Genomic DNA, 26,369 nt, shown 5'->3' on the forward strand with positions numbered 1-26,369 from the left:
CCGGGTGAAAGCCGCCAACGGCACGACGACCATCGAACTTGCTTCCGGACAGGCGACTGTCCAGGGCATCCAGGCGGTCATTGCCCAAGCCTCCACCGTCAGCATCGCCAATGGCATCACGACGCTGGACCGGCTGGTGCTCAACCTTGGCGGCGGCACGGCGACGGTGACCGGCAAGGTCGGGCAGACGCTCGACATCAATGCCACGCTGGCCAAGGTGCCGATGTCGCTCGCCAACAGTTTTTCGCGCGGCCTCGATGCGGCGGGTTCGATTTCGGGTACGGTGAAGGTGACCGGTGCGCCAGCGAGTCCGGCGGTTGCTTTCAACATCGACGCGGCTGGCGTGCAGACGTCGCAGACCCGCGGCGCCGGTGTCGGCGCGGTCAGCGTTTCCTCGTCCGGCACCTTTGCCGCCAACAAGCTCACCTTCAACGCCAATGTCGGCGACGGAGCCGGCCTTGGCCTCAAGGGCGGCGGCACGGTGACGACGGCGGGCACGCCGGCGCTGGTGCTCGATTTCAATGGCGGCGTGCCTTTCGGCATCCTCAGCCAAAAGCTTGCCGCGCAAGGCCTGTCGCTGACGGGAACGGCCAAAGTCAATGTTCAGGTGCGCGGTCCAGCGACGTCGCCGGTCATCGGCGGCAGCGTCAGCACCTCCGGCGCGCGGCTCGTCGATGCGCGCTCGGGCCTCGCCGTCAACGATATCGCCGCCGACGTCTCGATTGGCGGCGGCGTCGCCAGGATCAACCGGCTGACCGGAACATTGTCGACGCGCGGCAGCCTGTCGGCCAGCGGCACGGTCGGCATCAATCCGGCGCAAGGCTTCCCGGCCGACCTGTCGATCAAGCTCACCGACGGCCGCTATACGGACGGGCGCGTGGTGACCGCCAATCTTGGCGGCGACCTGACGATCAAGGGCCCGCTGACGTCGGCGCCGGCGATTGCCGGGACCGTCAACCTGGCCAAGACCGTCATCACCGTTCCCGACAAGCTGCCGGGCTCGCTTTCGGAGCTCGATGTCAAGCACAAGAACGCGCCAGGCGCGGTCAGGGCGCAGGACAAGGCGCTGCGGCCGGCGACGACGAGCGGCAAGAGCGGCGGCAGCGGTCTCGCGCTGGACGTCACGGTCAACGCGCCGAATCAGATCTTTATCCAGGGCAGGGGTGTCGACGCCGAACTCGGCGGCTCGCTGAGGCTGACCGGTCCGGCTTCGTCGCCGCAAGCTGTCGGTACCTTCACCCTGCAGCGCGGCCGGCTGTCGATCCTCGGCAAGCGGCTGACCTTCACCGAGGGCACGGTCGGCTTTTCCGGCTCGCTGGTGCCTTATCTCAACCTGACCGCGACAACGGCGACGGCCAGCGCCACCGTCACCATCGTGGTGTCGGGCGAGGCGACAAATCCGAAATTCACCTTCACTTCGGTGCCGGCGCTGCCCGAGGACGAGGTGCTGGCGCAACTGATCTTCGGCCGTTCGATGTCGAATCTGTCGCCGCTGCAGATCGCGCAACTGGCCGAAGCGGCGGGGCAACTGGCCGGTGTCGGCGGTTCGACCTCGTTGCTGGAAAATCTGCGCAGCGCCATCGGCGTCGACGATCTCGACGTCACCACCGACGAGAAGGGCGGCACGGCGGTCTCGGCCGGTAAATACCTGAACGACCGTACTTATGTGACCATCCAGAAGGGCGACAAGCCGGGATCGGGCAAGGCGGCCATCGACCTCAATGTCGGGCGCGGCGTCAAATTGCGGGGCGAGGCGACGGATGCCGGCGAGGCCAAGGGCGGCATCTTCTACGAAAGGGAATATTGAGGGTCTGGCCCTCACCATGGCCGGGACTGGCGCTGTCGTAAGCTGTGTAAATGTCTCTGTTTAATGGCCCGAAGAGATTTTGGCGAAATCTGGGCGCACTAGCAATTTTGCGCCAAGACTGTCGTTATCGCGCGAACCGCTCTCTTTCCAAAGTTGCACATTCGCTAACATGTTCCCAATCCATGCCGTCTTTGACATCACGGCCCGGATGCGGAATGTTAATCGGCGGAAAGCCAACAATGGGAGTTAGTGATGACAATCTACAAGAGTAATGGCGACAGCGTTCCGGATCACATCCTGGCCATGGCCGAAGAAGCCAAGGCGGGAACGGTGGATCGGCGCGAATTCCTGGCGCTCGCCAGCATCTTCGGCGCTTCGACCGCCATGGCCTACGGCCTGCTCGGCCTTGCCGCGCCGACACCGGCCAAGGCCGAGGACGTGCAGGGCAAGAAGGGCGGCGTGATCAAGGTCGCCATGTCCGTCAAGGATCCCAAGGATCCGCGCACGGCCGACTGGTCTGAAATCGCCAATGCCGAACGCCAGGCGCTCGAGCCCCTGGTGAAGTACACCCACCAGTACACGTTCGCGCCATATCTGCTGGCAAGCTGGGACATCAACGACGACGCCACCGAGTACACGCTGCATGTGCGGCCTGGTGTCGAGTGGAACAATGGCGACAAGTTCACCGCCGCCGACGTCATCTACAATTTCACCCGCTGGGCCGACAAGGCCGCGGAAGGCAATTCGATGCCGGGCCGCCTCGGCAGCCTCGTCGACGAGAAGACCAAGAAGCTGAGCGAAGGATCGATCGTCAAGGTCGACGACATGACCGTCAAGCTCAAGCTCAGCAAGCCCGACATCGCCCTTATCGCCAACCTGACCGACTATCCGGCACTCGTTGTGCACAAGACCTTCGATGCGAAGGGCGCCAACTTCAAGAACTGCCCGATCGGCACCGGCCCATTCGAGCTCGTGTCCTACGATGTCGGCCAGAAGGTGGTCTACAAGCGCCGCGAGACCGGCAAGTGGTGGCAGGGCGAAGTCTTCCTCGACGGCGTCGAGTTCATCGACTACGGCACCGATCCGGCCGCGACGGTTTCGGCGTTTGAGTCGGGCGAAGTGCAGACCAACCACGAGACGACCGCCGACTACGTCAAGATTATCGAAGGTGTCGGCGCCCCGGTTTCGGAAGTGGTGACGGCGGCGACCGTGGTGTCGCGCTTCAACGTCAACGCCAAGCCCTATGGCGACCAGAAGGTGCGTCAGGCGATGTGCCTGGCAGTCGACAATTCAGTGGTGCTGCAACTCGGCTACGGCAATGCCGGCACGCCGGCTGAAAACCACCATGTGGCGCCGATCCATCCGGAATATGTCAAGCTGCCGGAGATCAAGCGCGATATGGCCAAGGCCAAGCAGATGCTGACGGAAGCCGGGGTGATCGATTTCGAGCACGAGCTGATCAGCAATGACGAGGACTACCACAAGAACACCACCGACGCGATCGCGGCTCAGCTGCGCGAAGCCGGCATCAAGGTGAAGCGCACCGTGCTGCCGAGCTCGACCTTCTGGAACGACTGGACGAAATACCCGTTCTCGGAAACCAACTGGAACATGCGCCCGCTGGGTATCCAGGTCATCGCCATCGCCTACCGCTCTGGCGAAGCCTGGAACGAGACGGCCTATGCCAATCCGGATTTCGACAAGAAGGTGGGCGAGGCGCTTGGCATCGCCGATGCAGAAAAGCGCAAGGTGGTGATGAAGGACATCGAGCAGACGCTGCAGGAATCCGGCATCATCATCCAGCCGTACTGGCGCAAGCTCTACATCAATATCAAGCCCGAGGTGAAGAACCACTCGATGCACCCCACCTACGAGCACGATTTCGGCAAGGTCTGGCTCGATAAGGCGTGACCCGCAGCTTGAGGAATACGAGGGCATTTGAGCCCTCGTATTCGCAGGACCGTCGCCGTTGCATTGGATGCAGCGGCGGCGCCACGTCACAGGGTTTTCGACACAGGGTTGACCAGATCTGACCCCAACCCGGCCGGCAGGGGGGCACAATGTTCTCATTCATCATCAGGCGCATCGGCACGATTCTGCTCACGATGCTGTGCCTGACGCTGGTCGTCTTCTTCCTCGTCAATCTCGAACCCAATCTGAAGAAGCTGGCGATCAGCCAGACGGAAATGCACACCTCGGCCGAGCAGCTCGAAAGCTGGCTGGTCAATCATGGCTACCGCCAGAACTTCTTCGTGCGCTACGGCCAGTGGCTGGGCGTCGTGCCCAAGCAGCCGATCACTGATTCGGCGACCGGAAAGACCACGCAGCGTTTCTCCTTCTGCAACGATCCGGCCGTGCCGACATTCTCCGGCGTGATCGAGGGCGATTTCGGTTGCTCGACCAAGTTCAAGACCACAGTGGCGGCCAAGCTGTTCCCGGCGCTCGGCGCCACCGGCATTCTGATGCTGTGCGTGCTGGGGGTGATGGTGCCGGTCTCGCTGCTGGTCGGCATCCTTGCCGGCATGCGGGAGGGGTCACGCACCGATCGCGTGCTGTCGGTCGCCTCGATCGCCTCGACGGCGACGCCTGAATATGTGTCTGGCGTCATCTTCACCGTCATCTTTGCCTCCTGGCTCGGCTGGCTGAACGGGTCGGCGGCGTCAGCGAGCCAGGGCATCACCTTCTATAACTTCACGCTCCCGGTGATCACGCTCGCCATCTATGGCATCGGCTACATCGCCCGCATGACGCGCGCCTCGATGGTCGAGGTCATGACGCAGCAATATATCCGCACCGCGCGCTTGAAGGGCCTTTCCTTCCGCGGCGTGGTGGTCAAGCACGCGCTGCGCAACGCACTCATCGCGCCCTTCACCGTCATCATGCTGCAGTTCCCCTGGCTGCTCACCGGCGTCGTCATCGTCGAGGTGATGTTCCGCTACCAGGGCTTCGGCTACACGCTGGTCGAGGCGGCCGGCAACAACGACATCGATCTTCTGCTCGGCTGCTCGCTGGTCTCGGTGTTCATCGTCCTGATCACGCAGCTCATTTCCGACGTCGGCTACGCGTTCCTTAATCCGCGCATCCGGGTTCAGTAGGGAGAAGGCGCATGCAAGCCCAATACATCAGCGGCTCCGCCATCATCCTCGAAGTGCTCTGGCGCTTCTGGCCGGTGTGGGTCGCGCTCGCCATCGTCATGGGCGCCAGCTTCCTCTACAAGAAGAAGCTGGCGCTCTACGGCCAGCTGTTCGACAGCGGCGTCGGCATAGCGGGCGTCTTTATCTGCCTGTTCTGGCTGTTCACCGCGATCTTCGCCTCGACCATCTCGCCTTTCGATCCGCTCGGCCAGATCCCGATCATGAAGGACACGCTGCCCGGCGCCATCGAACCACAATCGGGGCTCGTCTATCTGTTCGGCGGCGACAAGCTGGCGCGCGACGTCTTTTCGCGCATGGTCTATGGCAGCCAGATCGTGCTGATCATCGCGCCCGCGGCGACCGGTTTCGCGCTCATGGTCGGCATCACGCTCGGCCTGCCGGCCGGCTATTACGGCGGCAAGATCGATTCGATCCTGTCGTTCCTGGCCAACCTCGTGCTAGCCTTCCCGGTGATCCTGCTGTTCTACCTGCTGGTGACGCCGGGCATCATGGATACGCCGATCCCGTATGCTTTGGCCGGCGTCTTCTTCCTGTTCCCGATCATCTTCTTCTGCGTGCTGTTCTGGACCCGCTTCAAGAACCGGCCGGACCGGATCTACATCCTGCTCGGGCTGACACTCATCGTCGGCGGCTGGATTTATATCGGCCTTGTCTTCGACAGGGATCCGCTGAAGATCGTCCATATCGATCCCAACCAGCTCAATATCTTCGTGGCGGTGGTGTTCGCCTCCAGTCCCGGCGTGTTCCGCATCGTGCGCGGCCTGACCATGGACATCAAGACGCGCGACTATGTGGCGGCGGCGCAGACGCGCGGTGAATCGCCCTGGTACATCATGCTTTGGGAGATCCTGCCCAATGCGCGCGGACCGCTGATCGTCGACGCCTGCCTGCGCATCGGCTACACTACCATCCTGCTCGGCACTCTGGGCTATTTCGGCCTGGGTCTCGCGCCCGAGAGCCCGGACTGGGGCACGGCGATCAAGGATGCCAGCCGGCTGCTGCGCTCCTTCATCCACCCGGCGCTGCCGCCGACGATCGCGCTGATGTCGTTCGTGCTGGGGCTGAACCTGCTCGCGGACTCGCTGCGCGAGCAATCGATGAAGGATTGAAGGCGGGGTCCCGGATCCCGCTTGGCTAAGAACAAGGATTGGAGCGACCCATGAACGAGGCAGTTCGAAATCCGGCCAAGCCGACCAATGGGCCGACCAATGAGCCGATCATCGAGATCGAAAACCTGTCGATCTCCTTCTTCACCCGCAAGGGCGAGATCCCGGCCGTGATGGACTTTTCCTGCACGGTCATGCCCGGCGAGGCGATGGGCATCGTGGGCGAATCCGGCTGCGGCAAGTCGACCGTGTCGCTCGGCATCATGCGCGACCTTTCCAACATCGGGAAGATCGTCGGCGGCAAGATCAAGTTCCAGGGCAAGGACATGGGCGAGCTCTCCGAGGACGAACTGCGTTCGATCCGCGGCAACAAGATCGCCATGATCTACCAGGAGCCGATGGCCAGCCTCAATCCGGCGATGAAAATCGGCCAGCAACTGATGGAAGTGCCGTTGATCCACGACAAGGTGTCGAAGGAAGAGGCCCATAAGCGCGCACTCGAAATGGTGCGCTCGGTCAAACTTCCCGACCCTGAGCGCATGATGCGCTCCTATCCGCACCAGCTGTCAGGCGGCCAGCAGCAACGCATCGTCATCGCCATGGCGCTGCTGTCGAAGCCGGCGCTGCTCCTCCTCGACGAGCCGACCACGGCGCTCGACGTGACGGTGGAGGCGGGCATCGTCGAACTGGTCAAGGGGCTAGGCGAGAAGTTCGGCACCTCGATGATCTTCGTATCGCACAATCTCGGCCTCATCCTCGAGACCTGCGACCGCATCACGGTGATGTATTCGGGCGAGGCGGTCGAGACCGGCAAGATCAAGGACGTGTTCGACCGGATGCGCCATCCCTACACGCAGGGGCTGTTCCGCTCGATCCCGCTGCCAGGCGCGGACAAGAACTCGCGGCCGCTGATCTCGATCCCCGGCCAGTTGCCGCTGCCGCATGAGCGGCCGAAGGGCTGCAATTTCGGCCCGCGCTGCCACCATTTCGTCGAGGGCGTCTGCAATGCCGCCGAAATCCCGATGGTCGAGGTCGCGGGACATGAAGGCCATTTCTCGCGCTGCGTGCGCTTCAACGAGATCGACTGGGAGGCGCTGCCGCCCGGTGCCAAGAAGGTCAACGAAAAGGTCGTGCCCGGCGCCCCGGTGCTCAAGATCGAGGATCTCAGGAAATACTACAAGGTTGGCGGCAGCGAGGTGTTCGGCTCGAGCGAAGGCCGCGTCGTCAAGGCCAACGAGACGATCTCGTTCACGGCGCGTGAATCCGAAACGGTCGCCATTGTCGGCGAATCCGGCTGCGGAAAATCGACGCTGGCCAAGGTGCTGCTCGGGCTCGAAACGGCGAGCTCCGGCATCGTCACGCTCGCCAACAAGGAAATCCAGTCGACCGGCATCGAGAACCGCAGCGTCGACACCGTGTCGTCGATCCAGATGGTGTTCCAGAATCCGTTCGACACGCTGAATCCCAGTCATTCGGTGGGGGCGCAGATCATCCGGACGCTGGAGAAATTCAAGGTCGGCAAGACGGTCGCCGACCGGCGCAAGCGCATGCTGGAACTGCTCGACCTGGTGAAGCTGCCGCGCGCCTTCGAGACGCGCAAGCCGCGCCAGCTTTCGGGCGGGCAGAAGCAGCGCATCGGCGTGGCGCGCGCCTTTGCCGGCGACGCCAAGGTGGTGGTCGCGGACGAGCCTGTGTCGGCGCTCGACGTGTCGGTGCAGGCGGCCGTGACCGAGCTGCTGATGGACATCCAGCGCAAGAACAAGACGACGATGCTGTTCATCAGCCACGACCTGTCCGTCGTGCGCTACATCGCCGACCGCGTCGTCGTCATGTATCTCGGCTACATAGTCGAGCAGGGCACGACCGATCAGATCTTCGCGCCGCCTTACCACCCCTATACCGAGGCGCTGCTGTCGGCGATCCCGATCGCGGACACCAGCGTGATCAAGAAGCACATCGTGCTCGAAGGCGACATCCCGTCGGCGATGAATCCGCCATCCGGCTGTCCGTTCCAGACACGCTGCGGCTACAAGAAGCTGGTGCCGGACAATTTGTGCGAGACCAAGGTGCCGCCGGTCAAGAACCTCGGCGATGGCCATATGAGCCTGTGCTGGCTCTCCGACGACGTGCTTTCGACGATGGAGCCGGTGATCAAGTTCGACAAGGACCATGCCGCCCAGGAGGGTGTGCCGGACGACGCGCCGCATGGCGCCGGCCCCGGCTTTGCCGGCACCCAGCCCAGCCGGCCGCATGGCAAGACGGGAAGTTTGGAGGCTGACCAAATCGGAGAGGCCGTCGAGGAAAACGAGGCTGTCATCCGAGCCCGTCGTCACGAAGTCCGCGACGAGGTTTCGGAAACCGGGGTTTCAAAGCCTGACGATACGACAAGGCGGCATTAGGCTCGAGCGGTTCAGCGTTTGGTGGAATCGTTGACCCGCTTTAGAGTTTGTAATTGCGGACGGGAAAACCGCCGCGCACTTTTGCTGGAATTGCTCTTGGCAGCGCGTCAGCTGCCGCATTGCCTCAGCTGTTCGGCATAGTCGCGGGCCATCTTGTCGGTGGCCCGGGCGTAGCTCTGCACCCCGGCGTCGCCACGGTTGCCGCGACCGTAGGCGGTCCAGCCGAGATAGTAGGCGAGGTAAAGGTTGTAGGTGTCGTTGCGGGCGACGCCGTAGCTATCGGCTGTCTTGGAGTGGTACCAGCCGACGAAGTCGACGGCATCGGCGAATTTGGTCCGCCGCGCCGCCCAATTGCCTGTTTCGTTCTGATATTGCGACCAGGTGCCGTCCAGCGCCTGCGAGAAGCCGGTGGCTGACGAGACGTGCTTCCATGGAATGAAGCCGAGCAGCTTGGTGCGCGGCGGCCTTGCGTTGCTCTTGAAGCCGGATTCCTTGCGCACCGTCGCCATCAGCACAGGGACCGGCACGCCGTATTTCTGCGAGGTGCGCTCGGCGGCCGACTGCCAATTGTCGAACCAGCCATCATTCTGGTCGAAGACGGCGCAGACATTGTTGATATGGCTGGGCGCGGTCGCGCAGGCCGAAAGTGCCAGCAACACGCCAATCGCTACAATTTTACTAAAACTCGATCTACGCATTGGATGAGCAATAGGCCGAAATCATAAAGGGAATCTTGCTGCCGCCATTAACGCATCGCCAGCGCGGGCGCTTCAAAAAATGCGATATCGTTATTTCGACGTGGGTTGCCGCTCTTTATAAAGTGGCGTCATGGAAATGCCGCCGTCGCTAAAATCACGTCTGCAAATGGCGTATTCCTGACAGACCGGCCGGTCGGCCACGGCTTTGATGTCGGGCATGAACGAGCCAAGACGCAAGCGCGGCGCCGAGCGCACCAGCAACAGGGGGCCAGCGCCCATTCCGCAACTGCCGCCCCGGCGGGTGAGGAATCCCTATCCGCCGATGGCGTTGCTGTCCGCCGACCAGATCGAGGCAATCCACCAGGCGTCGATGCACGTTCTGGAGAATTTCGGCATCGAGGTGATGAGCCCGCGGGCGCTGTCGCTGTTCGAGCAGGCCGGCGCCAAGGTCAACCACGCAACGGCCAATGTCCGCATCGATCGCGGCATGGTCGACGAGGCGCTGAAGACGACGCGGTCCAGCTATCGCCTAACGCCGCGCAATCCGGGCAACGCCGTTCACCTGGGCGGCAACACCATCAATTTCACGCTTGTTGCCGGTCCACCCAATGTGCACGACATGGAGCGTGGCCGGCGCGCCGGCAATCTGCGCGACTATGCCGACCTCACCCGGCTGGCGCAGCATTTCAACTGCGTCCACATGCTCGGCAACCAGGTCTGCGCGCCGGTCGAGCTGCCGGCCAATTCACGCCATCTCGATACCTACTTCACCAATCTGACGCTGACCGACAAGAGCTTTCATGTCTCGGCGATCGGTCGGGGCAGGGCGCTGGACGGCATCGAGATGATGGCGATCGCGCGCGGGCTGACGCTGGACCAGATGCGTGACGATCCGGGCATCGCCACCATCATCTCGGTCAACTCGCCGCGCCGCTTCGACGAGATGATGGCCGAGGGGCTGATGACGATGGCCGAGTACGGCCAGTCTGTGGCGGTGACGCCGTTCACTCTGATGGGGGCAATGAGCCCGGTGACGCTGGCCGGCGCGCTGGCGCAGCAGAATGCCGAGGCACTGTTCGGCGTCATGCTGACGCAATTGGTGCGGCCGGGCGCGCCGGTGATGTACGGCGCCTTCACCTCCAATGTCGACATGAAGTCCGGTGCGCCGGCATTTGGCACGCCGGAGAACACCAAGGCCAATATTGCATCGGGACAACTGGCCCGGCGCTACGGGTTGCCGTACCGGACGACGCCGGGATCGGCCTCCAACGCCGCCGATGCGCAAGGCGCTTACGAGACGCTGATGGCGCTCTGGGGCGCGGTGCTCGGCCACGGCAATCTCGTCTACCATGCAGCAGGCTGGCAGGAGGGCGGGCTGACGGCGTCCTTCGAAAAGTTCATCATCGATGTCGAGATGATCCAGCACATGATGGAGTTCCTGCGCCCGATCGTGGTCGACGAGGCCGAGCTTGCCGTCGAGGCGCTGGGGGCAGTGCCGACCGGCGGCCATTTCTTCGGCGAGCCGCATACGCTGGAGCGCTATGCCACCGCCTTTTACCAGCCGATGCTGTCCAACTGGCAGAACTACGAGGCCTGGCAGGAGGCCGGCGGGCTTGACGCGACCGCGCGCGCGACGCGGCTGTGGAAGAAGGCGCTAGAGGATTATGTCGAGCCGGCGATGGATATCGCCGTGCGCGAGGCGCTGGAGGCGTATGTGGCGAAGCGGCGCGAGGCTATCGGGCAGGGTGAGCCGTGATGGTTTTCAAAGGTCGGCGCTGCCCCTCACCCTTACCCTCTCCCCGTGAAGAACGGGGAGAGGGGGGCGCTAATGTCGCAGCTTCTCCCTTCTCCCCGTCCCTATACGGGGAGAAGGTGCCGGCAGGCGGATGAGGGGCAGCGCCAACCTTTTGGAATCCCAAATAGATCCCTCCCATCCCGAATCCGCTCATCCATCCAACTCACTGAACTAACGAGAAAAAATCCATGAAATCGCATGCAAAGGTCGTGGTCATTGGCGGCGGTGTCGTCGGGTGTTCCGTGCTGTTCCATCTCGCCCGCCACGGCTGGACCGACGTCGTGCTTCTGGAACGCGACGAACTGACCTCCGGCTCGACCTGGCACGCGGCGGGCGGCATGCACACGATCAATGGCGACCCCAACGTCGCCAAGCTGCAGAAATACACCATCAACCTCTACAAGGAGATCGAGGAACTCTCCGGCCAGGCGACCGGGGTGCATCTGACAGGCGGCGTGCTGCTCGCCGCGACCGAGGCGCGGCTGGACTGGCTGCGCGGTGTCGTCGCCAAGGGCCGTTATCTCGGCATCGACCTCGAGGAAATCTCGGCGAAAGAGGCGGCCGAATTGATGCCGCTGCTCGACCCCAAGCAGTTCGTCGGAGCGGTCCGTAACAAGGAGGACGGCCATCTCGACCCTTCGGGCGTGACGCACGCCTATGCCAAGGCCGCGCGCAAGCTCGGCGCCGAGGTCGAGCGCTTCACCAAGGTCGAGGACATCGTGCGGCGGCCCGACGGGATGTGGCGCGTCATCACCAACAGGGGCGAGGTGGTGGCCGAGCATGTCGTCAATGCCGGCGGTCTGTGGGCACGCGAAGTCGGCCGGATGGTCGGGCTCGAACTGCCGGTTCTGGCCATGGAGCACATGTACCTGATCACCGAGGACATGCCGGAGGTTGCCGACTGGAACGCCAAGACAGGCACCGAGATCATCCACGCGGTCGATTTCGACGGTGAGCTGTATCTGCGCCAGGAGCGCGGCGGCATGCTGATGGGGACCTATGAGAAGGCCAACAAGCCATGGTCCGAATACCAGACGCCGTGGAATTTCGGCCATGAATTGCTGGCGCCGGACATCGACCGCATCGCACCGTCGCTGGAGGTCGGGTTCCGGCATTTCCCGGCCTTCCAGAACACGGGCATCAAGCAGATCATCAACGGGCCCTTCACTTTCGCGCCCGACGGCAACCCGCTGGTCGGGCCGGTGCGCGGCCTGCCGGGCTTTTGGGTCGCCTGCGGTGTGATGGCGGGATTCAGCCAGGGCGGCGGCGTCGGCCTGGCGCTGTCGAACTGGATGATCGAGGGCGATCCCGGCGCCGATATCTGGGCGATGGATGTGGCGCGCTACGGCGACTGGGCGACGATGGCCTACACCAACGCCAAGGTGCAGGAGAACTATTCCAGGCGCTTCTCGATCCGCTTTCCCAATGAGGAATTGCCGGCCGGACGGCCGCTGAAGACAACTCCGGTCTACGACCTGTTGTCGGCCCGGGGCGCGCAATGGGGCGTCGCCTACGGGTTGGAAGTGCCGCTCTGGTATGCGCCGGAGGGCGTCAAGGACGAGTTCTCATGGCGCCGCTCGAGCGATTTCGCCCATGTCGCCAGCGAAGCCGCAACGGTGCGCAATGGTGTCGGCCTGTCGGAGATTTCGAGCTTCGCCAAATACAAGGTGACGGGCGAGGGGGCGGCGGCCTGGCTCGACCGGATGCTTGCCTGCAAACTGCCGAAGCCCGGCCGCATGACGCTGGCGCCGATGCTGAAGGAGGACGGCAGACTGATCGGCGATTTCACGCTGGCCAATCTGGGCAGCGATGGCTGGTTCCTCGCCGGCTCCGGCATCGCCGAGGAATACCACATGCGCTGGTTCGAGGCGCATCTGCCGAAGGACGGTTCGGTGCGCATCGAAGCGCTGGGAGCGAAACTCACCGGCCTCGCCGTCGCTGGGCCGAAAGCGCGGGATGTGTTGGTCAAGGTCAGCCGTGCGGATGTCTCGAACGCAGCGTTTCCGTTCATGGCGGTCGCGAAAATGGATATCGGCATGGCGCCATGCCTTGTCGGCCGCGTCAGCTACACCGGTGACCTCGGCTACGAGATCTGGGTGGCGCCGGAATATCAGCGTGCGGCGTTCCAGGCGCTGATGGCGGCCGGCGCGGAATTCGGCATCGGCCTGTTCGGCTCGCGTGCGCTCAACGCGCTGCGGCTGGAGAAGAATTACGGCTCGTGGGGACGCGAATACAGGCCGATCTACGGGCCGCTGGAAGCCGGGCTCGACCGCTTCGTTGCCTATGGCAAGGAGGCCGATTTCATCGGCAAGGCGGCGGCACTCGCCGAGCGCAAGCAGGGCGGCAAGCTGCGCCTGCGCACTTTCATCGTCGAGGCCGACGATGCCGATGTCATCGGCGACGAGCCGATCTGGTTCGGCGGCGCGGTGCGCGGCTGGGTGACCTCCGGCGGCTACGCGCATCATTCCAAAAAATCCGTCGCGGTAGGCTATGTGCCGAAGGAGATCGCCGACGAGAGCGACGGCTTCGAAATCGAGTTGCTGGGCAAGCGGCATGCGGCGCGCATCCAGGCCACGCCACTGTTCGATGCGAATTTCGAACGGATGCGGGGGTGAGGTTCACCCCCGCACGGGGGCATCATGCGTTGCGTTGGTTGTCGAGCGCGAAGGCTCCGGCGCCGGCAAAGACGAGATAAAGGAAGATGAAGCAGAACGAGACCGCCGCGTCGCCGCTGTTGTTGACCGGGAAGAAGTCGCGCGGCATGTGCGCCGAGAAATAGGCGATTGCCATTTCGCCGGCCAGGAGGAACGCGACCGGACGGGTGAATAGGCCAAGCGCCAGCAGGATGCCGCCGGCGAATTCAAGGATGCCGGCAGTCATGGTCAGCCCGGTGAGGGCGTGGGCTTGGGCGCTTGCCGGGAAGTTGAACAGCTTCTGGCTGCCATGTTCGATGAACTGCAGCGCGGTCATGATGCGCAGCACGCCGAGCGCCTGCGGCTGGTATCTGGCAAGACCTTCGAAAAGCTTCATCTAGAACTCCGTTTTGTCCCTCCCAGCCCGGCCATAAAGCATCCCCGAAAGCCGGACCATTCACAACGTTCGCACCGGTATCAATTGTCGGTGAGGAGGGCATCATTGGGCAGCGAAAGAAGGCGAAGCGAACCGATTGGTTGCACTGGTCATCTTGCATCGTGGCGCTATAGTTGGCGCAAATCTCTCCCGATCCGCCATTTGGTCCTATGGAGTCCCGCCATGAAGACACTCGTTTTTGGTTTTGCAGCCATGCTGGCGGCGACGACCGCCGTCATGGCCGAGGACGCGGGGTGTGAGGCCTTCAAATGGCCGGTGACGCGCGAACAGGCGCTGTTTCCCGCAGCGCCAGCAACGCCGTCGGGGGCAACGCTGGCGGTCGGTGCGGCAGCGGATCTCGCACTGGTACCGGTCGAGAAGGCCGGCTTCGCGATGCGGCCCGAGCATGCGCCAGCGCCGGGCACGTTTGGCGCCGTCGCGAGTGTGGCCGTGCCGCCCGAGGGGAGCATCCAGATAAGCCTGTCGGGCGAGGCCTGGATCGATGTCATCCAAGATGGCAAGGCCGTGAGATCGGCAGATTACAGCGGCGTCAAGACTTGCCCGGGTATCCGCAAGAGCGTGCGCTTCAAGCTTGCTGCCGGCCAGGCCACCCTCCAGTTCAGCGGTGCGAAGAAAGCTGATCTCAAGGTCGCCGTGCTGGCGCCGGAATAACGGGCGCCAGCCGGGATCGCCGTTCGTCGGCGACGTCATGAATGGCCGCCTGTCGTGCGAGCCGTCGCAGTTCCCTTAACGTCCCGGCGCCATCAGCGCGAAATGGGCGCCTTGCGGATCCTGGCACTGCACGATCCAGCTGCCGCCGGGGACCTCCATCGGCCCCATCAGGACCTTGCCGCCATTGTCGGTCACGCGTTTGGCCGCCGCGTCGATGGCTGTCACGTTGAAATAGAACTGCCAGACCGGCACCGGGATCTGCTCCGGCTTGTTCATGATGCCGCCGCCGGATTCGGGGCCGGCCGTGAAGGTCTGATAGATGCCCATCGGCCCCATGTCGAAATCCCCGGCATTGGCCCAGCCGAACTGGCTGGAATAGAAATCGAATGCGGCCTTCCAATCCGACGTGTAGAGCTCGTGCCAGCCGATATGACCGGGCGTCGCGGCCGGCACGACGGGTTGGTCCGGGCCGTTCGGCTGCAGGAACATGAAGGTCGCACCTTGCGGATCGGCGACGACGGCGAAGCGGCCGACGCCTTGAATGTCGTCGGGCTGGCGATGAACGGTACCGCCGGCTTTCTGCAGCGATGCCGTGGCGGCATCGACGTCCCTGGTATGGATATAACCCAGCCAGGCGGGCGGCATGCCCATCTTGGCCGCGTCCTCGGGTATCGTCATCAGGCCGCCGACGCCTCGCTCGCCGACATTCATGACGATGTAGCGCGGCATGCCGGGAGCTTTGTCAAAGGGCTGCGCCGTCCAGCCGATAACCTTGGTGTAGAATGCCTCGGCGGCGTCGAGGTCCGTGGTCATCAGCTCGTACCAGAAGAAGGGCATTGGGGATTTCGGCATTGTCGGTCTCCTCACCTTTGTCGTCGATCATGTTTCGATCCATCATAGGACGATCTTCGAGACGGAAATCCGACAACTTTGCGCAAAGATAGGCCGTTGAGTAAGGTGTTTCGTCCGCGATGCTACGGACCGCCCGATTTCAGCCGATAACATGAGTAAAGAAGTCATGTTATTATCGAAGTTTTCAGCGACTTACCCAGAAAATTGACCAATTGATAAAAAAATAAAACGTGCTAGCCTTTCCCAAAACGAAAACATGGGGAACTGAAAATGCCAGAAGGCCAGTTCAAGGAAGGCATTGCCGGCGGACGGCTTGCGGCCGAGCAGTATGCCGACAACTTTTCCGACCTGCATCCGCCGCTCGATCACCACGAGGCGCTGGTCGAATCCGACCGCTGCTATTTCTGCTACGACGCGCCGTGCATGAATGCATGCCCGACCTCGATCGATATCCCGCTGTTCATCCGCCAAATCTCGACCGGCAACCCGATCGGGTCGGCCAAGACCATCTTCGACCAGAACATTCTTGGCGGCATGTGCGCCCGCGTCTGCCCGACCGAGACGCTGTGCGAGGAGGCATGCGTTCGCGAAGTGGCGGAAGGCAAGCCGGTGCAGATCGGCCGGCTGCAGCGCTATGCCACCGATATCGCGATGAGCGAGAACAAGCAGTTTTATCCGCGCACAGCGGCGACGGGGAAGACGGTCGCCGTGGTCGGCGCCGGTCCGGCCGGTCTAGCCGCCGCGCACCGGCTCGCCCGTTATGGCCATGACGTGACCATCCTGGAAGCGCGCCCGAAGGCCGGCGGCCTCAACGAATACGGCATCGCCGCCTACAAGAGCGTCGACAATTTCGCCCAGGCCGAGGTCGACTACGTCACCGCGATCGGCGGCATCGACATCCAGAACGGCAAGGCGCTGGGCCGCGATTACCAGCTCTCCGACCTGATCCGCAATTACGACGCGGTGTTCCTCGGCATGGGGCTTGGCGGCGTCAACGCGCTGCGCGCCGATGGCGAGGATGCCTCCGGCGTCACCAATGCGGTGGAGTTCATCGCCGAACTGCGGCAGGCTAGCGATCTCTCGGGCCTGCCGGTTGGTCGCCGCGTTGTCGTCATCGGTGGCGGCATGACAGCGATCGACGCCGCCGTGCAATCGAAGCTGCTTGGCGCGGAAGAGGTGACCATCTGCTACCGGCGCGGCCAGGAGCACATGAACGCCTCGGAATTCGAACAGGATCTGGCGGCCGCGAACGGCGTCACCATCCGCCACTGGTTGCAGCCGAAGCGGGTTGTCGCTGACGGCGGCAAGGTGTCGGCAATCGAACTCGAATACACCGCGCTCAAGGGCGACAGGCTCGTCGGCACCGGCGAGACGCTGACGCTCGTCGCCGACCAGGTGTTCAAGGCCATCGGCCAGAGCTTTGTCCCGGCCGCCCTCAACGGCAGCGGAGAATTGATCGAACTCGAAGCCGGCCGCATCAAGGTCGATGCGGAAGGGCGCACCTCGCTCGCCAAGGTCTGGGCCGGCGGCGACTGCATTTTTGGTGGTGACGACCTGACCGTCTCGGCCGTGGCGCAAGGGCGCGATGCGGCCGAGTCCATCCACCGGGCACTGACCTTTAACGGGAGGGCGTGAGCATGGCAGACATCCGTAATAATTTCGTCGGCATCAAATCGCCCAATCCGTTCTGGCTGGCCTCGGCGCCGCCGACTGACAAGGCCTATAATGTCATCCGCGCCTTCAAGGCCGGCTGGGGCGGTGTCGTCTGGAAGACGCTGGGCGAGGAAGGTCCGCCCGTCGTCAACGTCAACGGCCCGCGCTACGGCGCGATCTGGGGTGCAGACCGCCGTCTCCTCGGCCTCAACAATATCGAACTGATCACCGACCGCGACCTGCAGACCAATCTGCGCGAGATGAAGCAGGTCAAGATGGATTGGCCCGATCGCGCGCTCATCGCTTCGATCATGGTGCCTTGCGTCGAGGAAAGCTGGAAGTCCATCCTGCCGCTGGTCGAAGAGACCGGCGCCGACGGCATCGAGCTCAATTTCGGCTGCCCGCATGGCATGTCGGAGCGCGGTATGGGCGCGGCCGTCGGCCAGGTGCCGGAATATATCGAAATGGTGGTGCGCTGGTGCAAGCAGTACACGCGCATGCCGGTCATCACCAAGCTGACGCCCAACATCACCGACATCCGCAAGCCGGCGCGGGCAGCACATGCCGGCGGCACCGACGCGGTGTCGCTGATCAACACCATCAATTCGATCACCGGTGTCGACCTCGACAATTTCGCGCCGATGCCGACCATCGACGGCAAGGGTTCGCATGGCGGCTATTGCGGTCCGGCGGTTAAGCCGATCGCCATGAACATGGTGGCCGAAATCGCGCGCGATCCCGAAACACGCGGCCTGCCGATCTCGGGCATCGGCGGCATCACCACCTGGCGGGACGCCGCCGAATTCATGGCGCTCGGCGCCGGCAATGTGCAGGTGTGCACGGCGGCGATGACCTACGGTTTCAAGATCGTCCAGGAGATGATCGCCGGTCTCGAAAACTGGATGGACGAGAAGGGTCACCGCTCGCTCGACGACATTATTGGCCGCGCCACGCCCAACGTCACCGACTGGCAATATCTCAACCTCAACTATGTCGCCAAGGCGCATATCGACCAGGATGCCTGCATCAAATGCGGTCGCTGCCACATCGCCTGCGAGGACACCTCGCACCAGGCGATCACCAGCATGGTCAACGGCGTCAGGCATTTCGAGGTGATCGAGGCCGAATGCGTCGGCTGCAATCTCTGCGTCAACGTCTGTCCGGTCGACAACTGCATCACCATGGAGCCGCTGGCAGCCGGCGCGATGGACCAACGCACCGGCAAGCCGGTGTCGCCGGTCTACGCCAACTGGACCACACACCCGAACAACCCGATGGCCAAGGTGGCAGCGGAGTAGCGGCTGCTGGTCGTAACGTCGGTTGAGTTCAACCGCCCCCGTGTTTTGAACGGGGCGGTTCTATTTGGCGCAATGCTTCAATTCACGGGTTGGCGCCGCCCCTCATTGTCCTGCCGGACATTTCTCCCGTATAGAGACGGGGAGAAAGGGCTGGCCGCAACGCCGGCTCCTCTTCCGCAACGTCGGCGATTGGCGAAAGCTCTCGCGACAGCACCCCTCTCCCCGTCTCTCTACGGGGTGCCGGCAGGCAGGTGAGGGGCAGCGCCAGCGCCGAATTGGAATGGCGTCTTGGCTCGAAACAGGTCCATTTCTCCGAGAAAACCTTCTCTCATAACGCTACCTATCGGCTTGTTGCAGATAAGAAATATCCATGATAAAATATATCCATGAAAAGGAGATCGGCTTCATGAAGCTTGGCGAGGGCGTTGAAGCGGCCATTCACTGTGCGGCTACGCTGGCGAGCGTCGAAGGCAACAGCACCATTCCAGGCGCCGCGCTGGCAGAATCCTTTGGCCTTTCGCCGAGCTATCTCCTGAAGCATCTCAACATGCTGACTTCATCGGGCGTCCTGGAATCGGTGCCAGGGCCAACCGGCGGTTACCGGCTGGCGCGGCCGGCTGAACGCATCACCCTGCTTGATATCGTGCTGGCGGTCGAAGGGCGCGAGCCGGCTTTCCGCTGCGGCGAAATCCGCCGCAATGGTCCGGTCAAGCTGGATGCCTCGGCCTATGTCAAACCCTGCGGCATCAACGCCGCGATGCTGAAGGCGGAGAGGGCCTATCGGGCCGCGCTTGCCGAGACCAAGCTGTCCGATATCGTGGCCAATTTCGCCGAGGAAGGCGATCCCCGGTCGATTGCAGCGAGCTGCGCTTTCGTTGAGCGCCACCAGCGGCCGCAGAAATCCGGTTCCATCAAGCAAATCTAAAACCCAGTCGATGTGAAAGGACAACACGATGAAACAGAGGATACAGTTCTTCGCCAAGGCGCCGGAGGTCATGAAGGCGGTGATGGCGCTCAACAAGGCGGTCGACGAATGCGGGTTGGAGGTGAGCCTGCTGCACCTGATCAAGCTCAGGGCCTCGCAGATCAATGGCTGCTCGTTCTGCGTCGAGATGCACAGCCGCGAGGCTCGCCGTGACGGGGAGACCGAGCCGCGGCTCTATCTGGTCTCGGCCTGGAAGGAATCGCCACTGTTTTCCGAGCGCGAACGCGCGGCTTTGGCATGGACCGAGGCGGTGACGCTGATCGCCAACAATGGTGTTTCGGACGAACTCTATGCCAGGACGCTCGAGCATTTCTCGGAAGAGGAACTGGTCAAGCTGTCGGTCGCGCTCGGCATGATCAACACCTGGAACAGGCTTTGCATTCCGTTCCACGCCATTCATCCGATGCCGGCCGCCAAGGCGGCCTGATTGCCCGATTGCCCGGGAGCGCCGCCGAGGAGGCGGCGCTCCAGCTGTCGAAGGAAGCGGTCGATGCAGCCGATTTCCGGGGACCATCAAGGCCCTGACACCGGGCAGCGCATAAACGGCTTCAATGTCGCGCTGAGCGGGCCTGACGCTTCATAGCGCAATACTTCCGGGCGGGCCGGGGAACTCGGCGCAATTCGACGCCGGCCCGTGTTAATCGCTCCGTCGCGATTATCCTGTATGAAATCGCGGGTTCACGAGTGGAGCGGGCATGGAGCAAGGCTGGACCGCATTCTGGGCGCGCATTTCGGAGGTCTTCCATCAGGCGCTGTTTCCGTTCCGCGTGATCGCGGAAGCCGTTGGCTGGCATCCAAGCGACTTACAGATCTGGTGCTTCCTGTGCGGCGTCTTCTTCCTGGCGCCCATCGGCGTGCAGAGCTATGGCGGTTTTGTCCTCAAGCGGCGCGGCATCTTTGCCACCGGCAAGGTGGTGGATATCGATAAGTCTGGCGAATATTCGGACAACCCGATCATAGAATTCGCCGATCGCTCCGGACGAACCTGGCGTTTCGAATCCTATCTGCCGGTTAATGGCAGGACACGGTCTATCGGTGCCGCGGTCGACGTCATCTACGATCCTCTGCACCCTAAGCGAGCCCGGGAGATGGGCCGCCCCATCATGAAAGCGGTCCACCTCGCGGTCGGCTACGCAATCGTCGCCGGGCTGCTGCTGTTCGCCTTCTGGCCCGGCCTGATCTCCTACTGATCCCGCCGCAGTCACGCAGCCTATCCGTCAAAGGACGACCAGGATCCTCTCGGCCTCCTTCCCACTTTGATCATAGCACTGAAAACAAACACACAGGAACCACGGGTCTCGGCGTCCGCTTCGCTCCTTGCTCCGCCCGTGGATGACGAAATGATGGGTGCCTCGGCCAATCCTTACGGTCGGTAACAACCAAATCACCGGTAAGTTGGCCCTATCCGTTAAGCCCTTTTCCCGAGACCCTAGCCCTTCGGCTTCAGCCCATCGAGGAACAATTGCTCGAGGAAGCGCGCCGCGTCCTCGAAGCGGCCGTCGCCGCCGCGGTTCGGCCCCAGTACGGCGCGGACCTGAACGTCGAAATCGGCATAGTGCTGCGTCGTCGCCCAGATCGAGAAGATCAGGTGCCAGGGGTCGGTCCGGGCGATCTTGCCGGCACGCATCCAGCCCTTGATGACGGCGGCCTTCTCGTCGACCAATGTCTTCAACTCGCCGGCCAAGAGCGGCATGATGCGCGGCGCGCCTTGCAGGATCTCGTTGGCGAACAGCCGGCTTTCGCGGGGAAAATCGCGCGCCATTTCGAGCTTGCGCCTGATGTAGCTGCGCAATTCGGTCATGGGATCGCCGATGTCGTCGAGTTCCCGGAGCGGCGCCAGCCAGGTGTCGAGCAGGCGCTGCATCAAAGTCTCGTGAATGTCTTCCTTGCGGCGGAAATAATAGAGCAGGTTGGGCTTCGACATGCCGGCGGCTTCGGCGATCTGGTCGATGGTCGAGCCGCGGAAGCCGTTGGTGGAGAACACCTCGAGCGCCGCCTCCAGGATCAGTTCGCGCTTTTCCTGCTGGATGCGGGTGCGGCGAGGGGCTTCCGTGCCGGTGTTCACCGTTGCGGACCCCCGTGTTGACGTCTATCTGGACCAATTCTCTGGACCAGTTTTTCCCCAGCCTGTGGAACGCACTTCAGGAGCCGCATTTCCGCTAGTAATCCCTTGACCGCCGACAGGGCGGTGCTAACGTTTGTCCAATCGGTCAAAAATTTGCGTAGCATGAAAGCGCGGCAAAGACCAAGCGTTGGACGCACCGAAACAGGTTACAAGGGGAAGTCTTGGTCATGTCCAACCGGCTGAAAGTCACGCCGAACGATCTCAGCGCATTCTGGATGCCGTTCACGGCAAACCGGCAGTTCAAGCAGGCGCCACGCATGTTCGTGTCCGCCAAGGATATGCATTACACGACCAGCGATGGCCGCAAGGTGCTGGACGGCACCGCCGGCCTCTGGTGTGTCAATGCCGGCCACTGCCGTCCGAAGATCACCGAGGCGATCCAGCACCAGGCCGCCGAGCTCGACTACGCGCCGGCCTTCCAGATGGGCCATCCGATCGTGTTCGAACTGGCGAACCGCCTGGTCGACATCGCGCCCAAGGGCATGGACCATGTGTTCTTCACCAATTCCGGTTCGGAATCCGTCGAGACGGCGCTGAAGATGGCGATCGCCTATCACCGCGTAAAGGGCGAGGGCTCGCGCACCCGTCTGATCGGCCGCGAGCGCGGCTATCACGGTGTGAATTTCGGCGGCATCTCGGTCGGCGGCATCGTCAGCAATCGCAAGATGTTCGGCACGTTGCTTGGCGGCGTCGACCACATGCCGCATACGCATCTGCCTGAGAAGAACGCCTTCTCCAAGGGCGTGCCGGAATATGGCGCGGAGCTCGCCAACGAGTTGGAGCGCATCGTTGCCCTGCATGACGCCTCGACCATTGCCGCCGTCATCGTCGAGCCGGTCGCTGGTTCCACCGGCGTCATCCTGCCGCCCAAGGGCTATCTGCAGAAGCTTCGCGAAATTTGTACCAAGCACGGCATCCTGTTGATCTTCGACGAGGTCATCACCGGTTTCGGCCGTCTCGGCGCGCCGTTCGGCGCCGATTATTTCGGCGTCACGCCCGATATCATGACCACCGCCAAGGGGGTCTCCAACGGCGTCATCCCGATGGGCGCGGTGTTCGTGAAGAAGGAGATCCACGACGCCTTCATGACCGGCCCCGAGCACATGATCGAGTTCTTCCACGGCTACACCTATTCGGGCAATCCGGTTGCTTGCGCCGCCGCACTCGGCACGCTCGACACCTACAAGGAAGAAGGCCTGCTCACCCGTGGCGAGGAACTGGCGCCCTATTGGGAAGACGCGCTGCATTCGCTGAAGGGCGAGCCGCATGTCATCGACATCAGGAACATCGGCCTGATCGGCGCGATCGAACTGGCACCGATCGCCGGCGAGCCGACCAAGCGTGCATTCTCGGCCTTCGTCAAGGCGTTCGAGCGCGGCGCGCTGATCCGCACCACCGGCGACATCATCGCGCTGTCGCCGCCGCTGATCATCACCAAGGGCCAGATCAATGAACTGATCGACCATGTGCGCGATGTGCTGCGCTCGATAGATTGAGTCTGCTTTTATCTGGGCGGGTGGCGATGGGAACCGCCAGCCGCCCAGAACATGAAATGGGAAGGACTTTGAATGGCCGCACCCGGCGAGAATCTGCGAATCAATTCAGACCGTTTGTGGGATTCGATCATGGAGATGGCGAAGATCGGCCCCGGCATTGCCGGCGGCAACAATCGCCAGACCGTGACCGACGAGGATGGCGAGGGCCGGCATCTGTTCAAGCGCTGGTGCGATGCAGCCGGGCTCGAAATGGGTGTTGACGAAATGGGCACCATGTTCGCCCGCCGCGAAGGCACCGATCCCAGCCTGCCGCCCGTCTATGTCGGCAGCCATCTCGACACGCAGCCGACCGGCGGCAAGTATGACGGCGTTCTCGGCGTTCTCGGTGGGCTCGAGGTCGTGCGCTCGCTCAACGACCTCGGCATCAAGACCAAGCATCCGATCGTCGTCACCAACTGGACCAACGAGGAAGGCGCGCGCTTCGCACCGGCGATGATGGCGTCGGGCGTGTTCGCCGGCGTGCTCGAACAGGCCGACGTCTACGAGCACACGGACAAGAACGGCAAAAAATTCGGCGAGGAACTGGAGCGCATCGGCTGGAAGGGCACCGAGAAGGTCGGCGACCGCAAGATTCACGCCTTCTTCGAACTGCATATCGAACAGGGCCCGATCCTCGAGGACGAAGGCATCGACATCGGCGTCGTCACCCACGGCCAGGGCCTGAAATGGCTGCAGGTGACGCTGACCGGCAAGGAGGCGCATACCGGCTCGACGCCGATGCCGAAGCGCCGCAATGCCGGGCTCGGCATGGCGCGGGTAATCGAACTGGTGCACGAGATCGCCATGGACTACCAGCCCGATGCCGTCGGCGCTGTCGGCCACATGGAAGTCTTCCCCAACTCGCGCAACATCATTGCCGGGCGCACCGTCTTCACCATCGACATCCGCTCGCCCGAGAAGGAAGTGCTCGACGCCATGGACGGTCGCATCCGCGGAGGCATCGACACGATCTGCGACGCGCTCGATATCCAATACAAGATCGAGCAGGTCGGCGCTTTCGACCCCGTGACCTTCGACAAGGGCTGCGTCAAGGCGATCCGCGACGCCGCCGAACGGCTCGGCTACACGCACCGCAACATCGTCTCCGGCGCGGGCCACGATGCCTGCTGGATCAACCGCGTGGCGCCCACCGCCATGGTGATGTGCCCTTGCGTCGACGGGCTCAGCCACAACGAGGCCGAGGAAATCACCAAGGAATGGGCCGCCGCCGGCGCCGACGTGCTGTTCCACGCGGTGGTGGAGACGGCGGTCATCGTGGAGTGAGCTTAGAGATTACCTTTCAAACGCAGCTCATTAAGAAGCGCGAAGAGAAACAAGGGAACAAAAATGACCAAAGTCATCCGAAACGGCACCATCGTCACCGCCGACCGCACGTGGAAGGCCGATGTGCTGATGCAGCATGGCAAGATCGTCGCCATCGGTTCGGAACTGCATGGCGATCATGAGTTCGACGCCACCGGCTGCTATGTTATGCCGGGCGGCATCGATCCGCATACGCATCTCGAAATGCCGTTCATGGGCACCTATTCGGCCGATGATTTCGAATCCGGCACGCGCGCGGCACTGGCCGGCGGCACGACCATGGTGGTCGATTTCTGCCTGCCGGCCCCGCAGCAATCGCTGCTCGAAGCCTTGCAGATGTGGGACAACAAGACCTCCAAGGCCTCCTGCGACTACTCCTTCCACATGGCGATCACCTGGTGGGGCAAGCAGGTGTTCGACGAGATGGCCGACGTCGTTGACAAGGGCATCACCTCGTTCAAGCACTTCATGGCCTACAAGGGCGCGCTGATGGTCGACGATGACGAGATGTATGCCTCGTTCCAGCGCTGCGCCGATCTTGGCGCGCTGCCGCTGGTGCATGCCGAGAATGGCGATGTGGTTGCGGCCCTGTCGCAGAAGCTGCTCGCCGCCGGCAATAACGGCCCGGAAGGTCACGCCTATTCGCGTCCGCCGGAAGTAGAGGGCGAGGCCACAAATCGCGCAATCATGATCGCCGACATGGCGGGCGTGCCGCTCTATGTCGTGCACGTCTCCTGCGAGCAGAGCCACGAGGCGATCCGCCGCGCCCGCCAGAAGGGCATGCGTGTGTTCGGCGAGCCGCTGATCCAGCATCTGACGCTGGATGAGAGCGAGTATTTCGACAAGGATTGGGACCATGCGGCGCGCCGCGTAATGAGCCCGCCCTTCCGCAACAAGCTGCACCAGGATTCGCTGTGGGCCGGCCTGCAGGCGGGCTCGCTGCAGGTGGTGGCGACCGACCATTGCGCCTTCACCACCAAGCAGAAGCGCTTTGGAGTCGGCGATTTCACCAAGATCCCCAACGGCACCGGCGGGCTCGAGGATCGCATGCCGGTGCTATGGACCAAGGGCGTCAACACCGGGCGGCTGACGATGAACGAGTTCGTCGCTGTGACCTCGACCAACATCGCCAAGATCCTCAACATATATCCGAAGAAGGGCGCCATCGTCGAAGGCGCCGATGCCGACATCATCGTCTGGGATCCGAAGCGCAAGAAGACGATTTCTTCGAAGAAGCAGCAGTCGGTCATCGACTACAACGTGTTCGAAGGCGTCGAGGTCACAGGGTTGCCGCGCTTCGTCTTCTCGCGCGGCGAACTGTCGATCGAGGAGGCGGAGGTCAAGGCCCGGCCCGGCCACGGCCAATTCGTCGGCCGCGAGCCGAACGCCGCGGTCAACCGCGCGCTGTCGACATGGAAAGAGATCACAGCGCCGCGCAAGGTCGAACGCACAGGCATTCCGGCGACCGGGGTTTGAGGTGAGGCACGCGGGGCTTCTTCTCACCGGCGTTCTCGTCCTGGCTGCCGGCCGCACTTCGGCGGCCGGCAGCGACCTGTCCAAACCCTATGGCGACAAATATGGCTGCATCAACAGGAACGGCCAGGAGGTGGCCAGGCGGCTCGTTGTCGTCGAGAGGACGGCAATGTGATGGGCGAAGTCTCCCGGTGCCGATGATCGCCGAAATCGGCGCCGCCCCTCATCGCCCTGCCGGGCACTTCTCCCCGTATAGGGACGGGGAGAAGGACGCCGTCGCCAAGGATTTCGCCAATTTCCAGAGAGATCGCCGAGGCTGCGCTGAGATCCCTTCTCCCCGTCCCTATACGGGGAGAAGGTGCCGGTGTCCGAACCGGATAGATAGGTAACAGGATGGACCGATTGCATGGGTAACGGTTTTCTT

The 26,369-nt window shown here is 62.9% G+C and carries 21 protein-coding genes; 17 read left to right on the forward strand and 4 right to left on the reverse strand.

All coding sequences use genetic code 11. The features are described 5' to 3' along the window. The 5 genes from FJ938_RS27435 to FJ938_RS27455 form a co-directional block, all read left to right on the forward strand. A partial coding sequence (locus tag FJ938_RS27435) for a translocation/assembly module TamB domain-containing protein (RefSeq protein WP_181169200.1) occupies nt 1-1,807 on the forward strand: 1,807 nt, incomplete at its 5' end. Between the two features lie 252 nt (nt 1,808-2,059). Continuing rightward, the gene (locus tag FJ938_RS27440; RefSeq protein WP_140699396.1) at nt 2,060-3,718 is read left to right on the forward strand and encodes an ABC transporter substrate-binding protein; all 1,659 of its coding nucleotides are present in this window, start codon (nt 2,060-2,062) and stop codon (nt 3,716-3,718) included. A gap of 149 nt (nt 3,719-3,867) precedes the next feature. Beyond that, a complete protein-coding gene (locus tag FJ938_RS27445; RefSeq protein ID WP_140608961.1) occupies nt 3,868-4,902 on the forward strand; it encodes an ABC transporter permease in 1,035 nt (344 codons plus the stop codon). Nucleotides 4,903-4,913: 11 nt separating this feature from the next. Then, nucleotides 4,914-6,071, forward strand: coding sequence for an ABC transporter permease (locus tag FJ938_RS27450; protein ID WP_140608959.1), 1,158 nt, complete (start codon nt 4,914-4,916; stop codon nt 6,069-6,071). 50 nt (nt 6,072-6,121) lie between these two features. Next, a complete protein-coding gene (locus tag FJ938_RS27455) occupies nt 6,122-8,467 on the forward strand; it encodes an ABC transporter ATP-binding protein (RefSeq protein ID WP_140699398.1) in 2,346 nt (781 codons plus the stop codon). 107 nt (nt 8,468-8,574) lie between these two features. Here the strand turns inward: FJ938_RS27455 and FJ938_RS27460 are convergent, their stop codons facing one another. Continuing rightward, nucleotides 8,575-9,165, reverse strand: a complete 591-nt coding sequence (locus FJ938_RS27460; protein WP_140699400.1) for a transglycosylase SLT domain-containing protein — start codon at nt 9,163-9,165, stop codon at nt 8,575-8,577. A gap of 217 nt (nt 9,166-9,382) precedes the next feature. Between FJ938_RS27460 and FJ938_RS27465 the strand changes: the two genes are divergently transcribed. After that, nucleotides 9,383-10,921, forward strand: coding sequence for a trimethylamine methyltransferase family protein (locus FJ938_RS27465; RefSeq protein WP_140699404.1), 1,539 nt, complete (start codon nt 9,383-9,385; stop codon nt 10,919-10,921). 227 nt (nt 10,922-11,148) lie between these two features. Beyond that, the gene (locus FJ938_RS27475) at nt 11,149-13,575 is read left to right on the forward strand and encodes an FAD-dependent oxidoreductase (RefSeq protein WP_140699407.1); all 2,427 of its coding nucleotides are present in this window, start codon (nt 11,149-11,151) and stop codon (nt 13,573-13,575) included. A 22-nt stretch (nt 13,576-13,597) separates the two neighbouring features. On the opposite strand, the gene FJ938_RS27480 is transcribed toward FJ938_RS27475, so the two are convergent. After that, nucleotides 13,598-13,990, reverse strand: a complete 393-nt coding sequence (locus tag FJ938_RS27480; protein ID WP_140699410.1) for a DoxX family protein — start codon at nt 13,988-13,990, stop codon at nt 13,598-13,600. Nucleotides 13,991-14,212: 222 nt separating this feature from the next. Between FJ938_RS27480 and FJ938_RS27485 the strand changes: the two genes are divergently transcribed. Continuing rightward, complete coding sequence (locus FJ938_RS27485; RefSeq protein ID WP_140699413.1) at nt 14,213-14,701, forward strand: hypothetical protein; 489 nt, start codon at nt 14,213-14,215, stop codon at nt 14,699-14,701. Between the two features lie 75 nt (nt 14,702-14,776). Here the strand turns inward: FJ938_RS27485 and FJ938_RS27490 are convergent, their stop codons facing one another. Further along, the gene (locus FJ938_RS27490; RefSeq protein WP_140699416.1) at nt 14,777-15,553 is read right to left on the reverse strand and encodes a VOC family protein; all 777 of its coding nucleotides are present in this window, start codon (nt 15,551-15,553) and stop codon (nt 14,777-14,779) included. Nucleotides 15,554-15,823: 270 nt separating this feature from the next. On the opposite strand from FJ938_RS27490, the gene FJ938_RS27495 reads away from it, so the two are divergent. From FJ938_RS27495 to FJ938_RS27520, 5 genes are all read left to right on the forward strand, one after another. Continuing rightward, nucleotides 15,824-17,188 (forward strand): NAD(P)-dependent oxidoreductase, encoded by a 1,365-nt coding sequence (locus FJ938_RS27495; protein ID WP_140699419.1) that lies wholly within the window; start codon nt 15,824-15,826, stop codon nt 17,186-17,188. Between the two features lie 2 nt (nt 17,189-17,190). After that, nucleotides 17,191-18,504 (forward strand): NAD-dependent dihydropyrimidine dehydrogenase subunit PreA, encoded by a 1,314-nt coding sequence (preA, locus tag FJ938_RS27500; protein ID WP_140699422.1) that lies wholly within the window; start codon nt 17,191-17,193, stop codon nt 18,502-18,504. Nucleotides 18,505-18,910: 406 nt separating this feature from the next. Next, a complete protein-coding gene (locus FJ938_RS27510) occupies nt 18,911-19,429 on the forward strand; it encodes an Rrf2 family transcriptional regulator (protein ID WP_140699439.1) in 519 nt (172 codons plus the stop codon). 28 nt (nt 19,430-19,457) lie between these two features. After that, nucleotides 19,458-19,916, forward strand: a complete 459-nt coding sequence (locus FJ938_RS27515; protein ID WP_140699425.1) for a carboxymuconolactone decarboxylase family protein — start codon at nt 19,458-19,460, stop codon at nt 19,914-19,916. 268 nt (nt 19,917-20,184) lie between these two features. Beyond that, complete coding sequence (locus tag FJ938_RS27520) at nt 20,185-20,679, forward strand: DUF3592 domain-containing protein (protein WP_140699428.1); 495 nt, start codon at nt 20,185-20,187, stop codon at nt 20,677-20,679. A 239-nt stretch (nt 20,680-20,918) separates the two neighbouring features. Here FJ938_RS27520 and FJ938_RS27525 read toward each other — a convergent pair whose 3' ends face one another. Continuing rightward, nucleotides 20,919-21,554: a TetR family transcriptional regulator C-terminal domain-containing protein gene (locus FJ938_RS27525; RefSeq protein WP_027051045.1), complete on the reverse strand. Its 636-nt coding sequence runs from the start codon at nt 21,552-21,554 to the stop codon at nt 20,919-20,921. Nucleotides 21,555-21,781: 227 nt separating this feature from the next. On the opposite strand from FJ938_RS27525, the gene FJ938_RS27530 reads away from it, so the two are divergent. From FJ938_RS27530 to FJ938_RS29645, 4 genes are all read left to right on the forward strand, one after another. After that, nucleotides 21,782-23,110, forward strand: coding sequence for an aspartate aminotransferase family protein (locus tag FJ938_RS27530; RefSeq protein WP_140699431.1), 1,329 nt, complete (start codon nt 21,782-21,784; stop codon nt 23,108-23,110). 72 nt (nt 23,111-23,182) lie between these two features. Beyond that, the gene (locus FJ938_RS27535; RefSeq protein WP_140699433.1) at nt 23,183-24,433 is read left to right on the forward strand and encodes a Zn-dependent hydrolase; all 1,251 of its coding nucleotides are present in this window, start codon (nt 23,183-23,185) and stop codon (nt 24,431-24,433) included. 63 nt (nt 24,434-24,496) lie between these two features. Further along, nucleotides 24,497-25,948 carry a dihydropyrimidinase gene (gene hydA, locus FJ938_RS27540; RefSeq protein ID WP_140699436.1) on the forward strand — a complete coding sequence of 484 codons (1,452 nt, stop codon included), beginning with the start codon at nt 24,497-24,499 and terminating at the stop codon, nt 25,946-25,948. Nucleotide 25,949: 1 nt separating this feature from the next. Further along, nucleotides 25,950-26,120 carry a hypothetical protein gene (locus FJ938_RS29645; RefSeq protein ID WP_181168890.1) on the forward strand — a complete coding sequence of 57 codons (171 nt, stop codon included), beginning with the start codon at nt 25,950-25,952 and terminating at the stop codon, nt 26,118-26,120. The last annotated feature ends 249 nt before the right edge of the window (nt 26,121-26,369 follow it).

The sequence above is a fragment of the Mesorhizobium sp. B2-4-14 genome, from assembly GCF_006442155.1.
GTDB lineage: Bacteria > Pseudomonadota > Alphaproteobacteria > Rhizobiales > Rhizobiaceae > Mesorhizobium.

What these genes read in the sequence shown, in the direction of transcription:
- FJ938_RS27445 (WP_140608961.1), top strand. Translation starts at nt 3,868, where the DNA reads ATGTTCTCATTCATCATCAGGCGCATCGGCACGATTCTGCTCACGATG.
- FJ938_RS27490 (WP_140699416.1), bottom strand. Translation starts at nt 15,553, where the DNA reads ATGCCGAAATCCCCAATGCCCTTCTTCTGGTACGAGCTGATGACCACG.
- hydA (WP_140699436.1), top strand. Translation starts at nt 24,497, where the DNA reads ATGACCAAAGTCATCCGAAACGGCACCATCGTCACCGCCGACCGCACG.
- FJ938_RS27475 (WP_140699407.1), top strand. Translation starts at nt 11,149, where the DNA reads ATGAAATCGCATGCAAAGGTCGTGGTCATTGGCGGCGGTGTCGTCGGG.
- FJ938_RS27520 (WP_140699428.1), top strand. Translation starts at nt 20,185, where the DNA reads ATGGAGCAAGGCTGGACCGCATTCTGGGCGCGCATTTCGGAGGTCTTC.
- FJ938_RS27440 (WP_140699396.1), top strand. Translation starts at nt 2,060, where the DNA reads ATGACAATCTACAAGAGTAATGGCGACAGCGTTCCGGATCACATCCTG.
- FJ938_RS27465 (WP_140699404.1), top strand. Translation starts at nt 9,383, where the DNA reads ATGAACGAGCCAAGACGCAAGCGCGGCGCCGAGCGCACCAGCAACAGG.
- FJ938_RS27485 (WP_140699413.1), top strand. Translation starts at nt 14,213, where the DNA reads ATGAAGACACTCGTTTTTGGTTTTGCAGCCATGCTGGCGGCGACGACC.
- FJ938_RS27515 (WP_140699425.1), top strand. Translation starts at nt 19,458, where the DNA reads ATGAAACAGAGGATACAGTTCTTCGCCAAGGCGCCGGAGGTCATGAAG.
- FJ938_RS27455 (WP_140699398.1), top strand. Translation starts at nt 6,122, where the DNA reads ATGAACGAGGCAGTTCGAAATCCGGCCAAGCCGACCAATGGGCCGACC.
- FJ938_RS27510 (WP_140699439.1), top strand. Translation starts at nt 18,911, where the DNA reads ATGAAGCTTGGCGAGGGCGTTGAAGCGGCCATTCACTGTGCGGCTACG.
- FJ938_RS27460 (WP_140699400.1), bottom strand. Translation starts at nt 9,165, where the DNA reads ATGCGTAGATCGAGTTTTAGTAAAATTGTAGCGATTGGCGTGTTGCTG.
- FJ938_RS27495 (WP_140699419.1), top strand. Translation starts at nt 15,824, where the DNA reads ATGCCAGAAGGCCAGTTCAAGGAAGGCATTGCCGGCGGACGGCTTGCG.
- FJ938_RS27480 (WP_140699410.1), bottom strand. Translation starts at nt 13,990, where the DNA reads ATGAAGCTTTTCGAAGGTCTTGCCAGATACCAGCCGCAGGCGCTCGGC.
- FJ938_RS27530 (WP_140699431.1), top strand. Translation starts at nt 21,782, where the DNA reads ATGTCCAACCGGCTGAAAGTCACGCCGAACGATCTCAGCGCATTCTGG.
- FJ938_RS27450 (WP_140608959.1), top strand. Translation starts at nt 4,914, where the DNA reads ATGCAAGCCCAATACATCAGCGGCTCCGCCATCATCCTCGAAGTGCTC.
- FJ938_RS27535 (WP_140699433.1), top strand. Translation starts at nt 23,183, where the DNA reads ATGGCCGCACCCGGCGAGAATCTGCGAATCAATTCAGACCGTTTGTGG.
- preA (WP_140699422.1), top strand. Translation starts at nt 17,191, where the DNA reads ATGGCAGACATCCGTAATAATTTCGTCGGCATCAAATCGCCCAATCCG.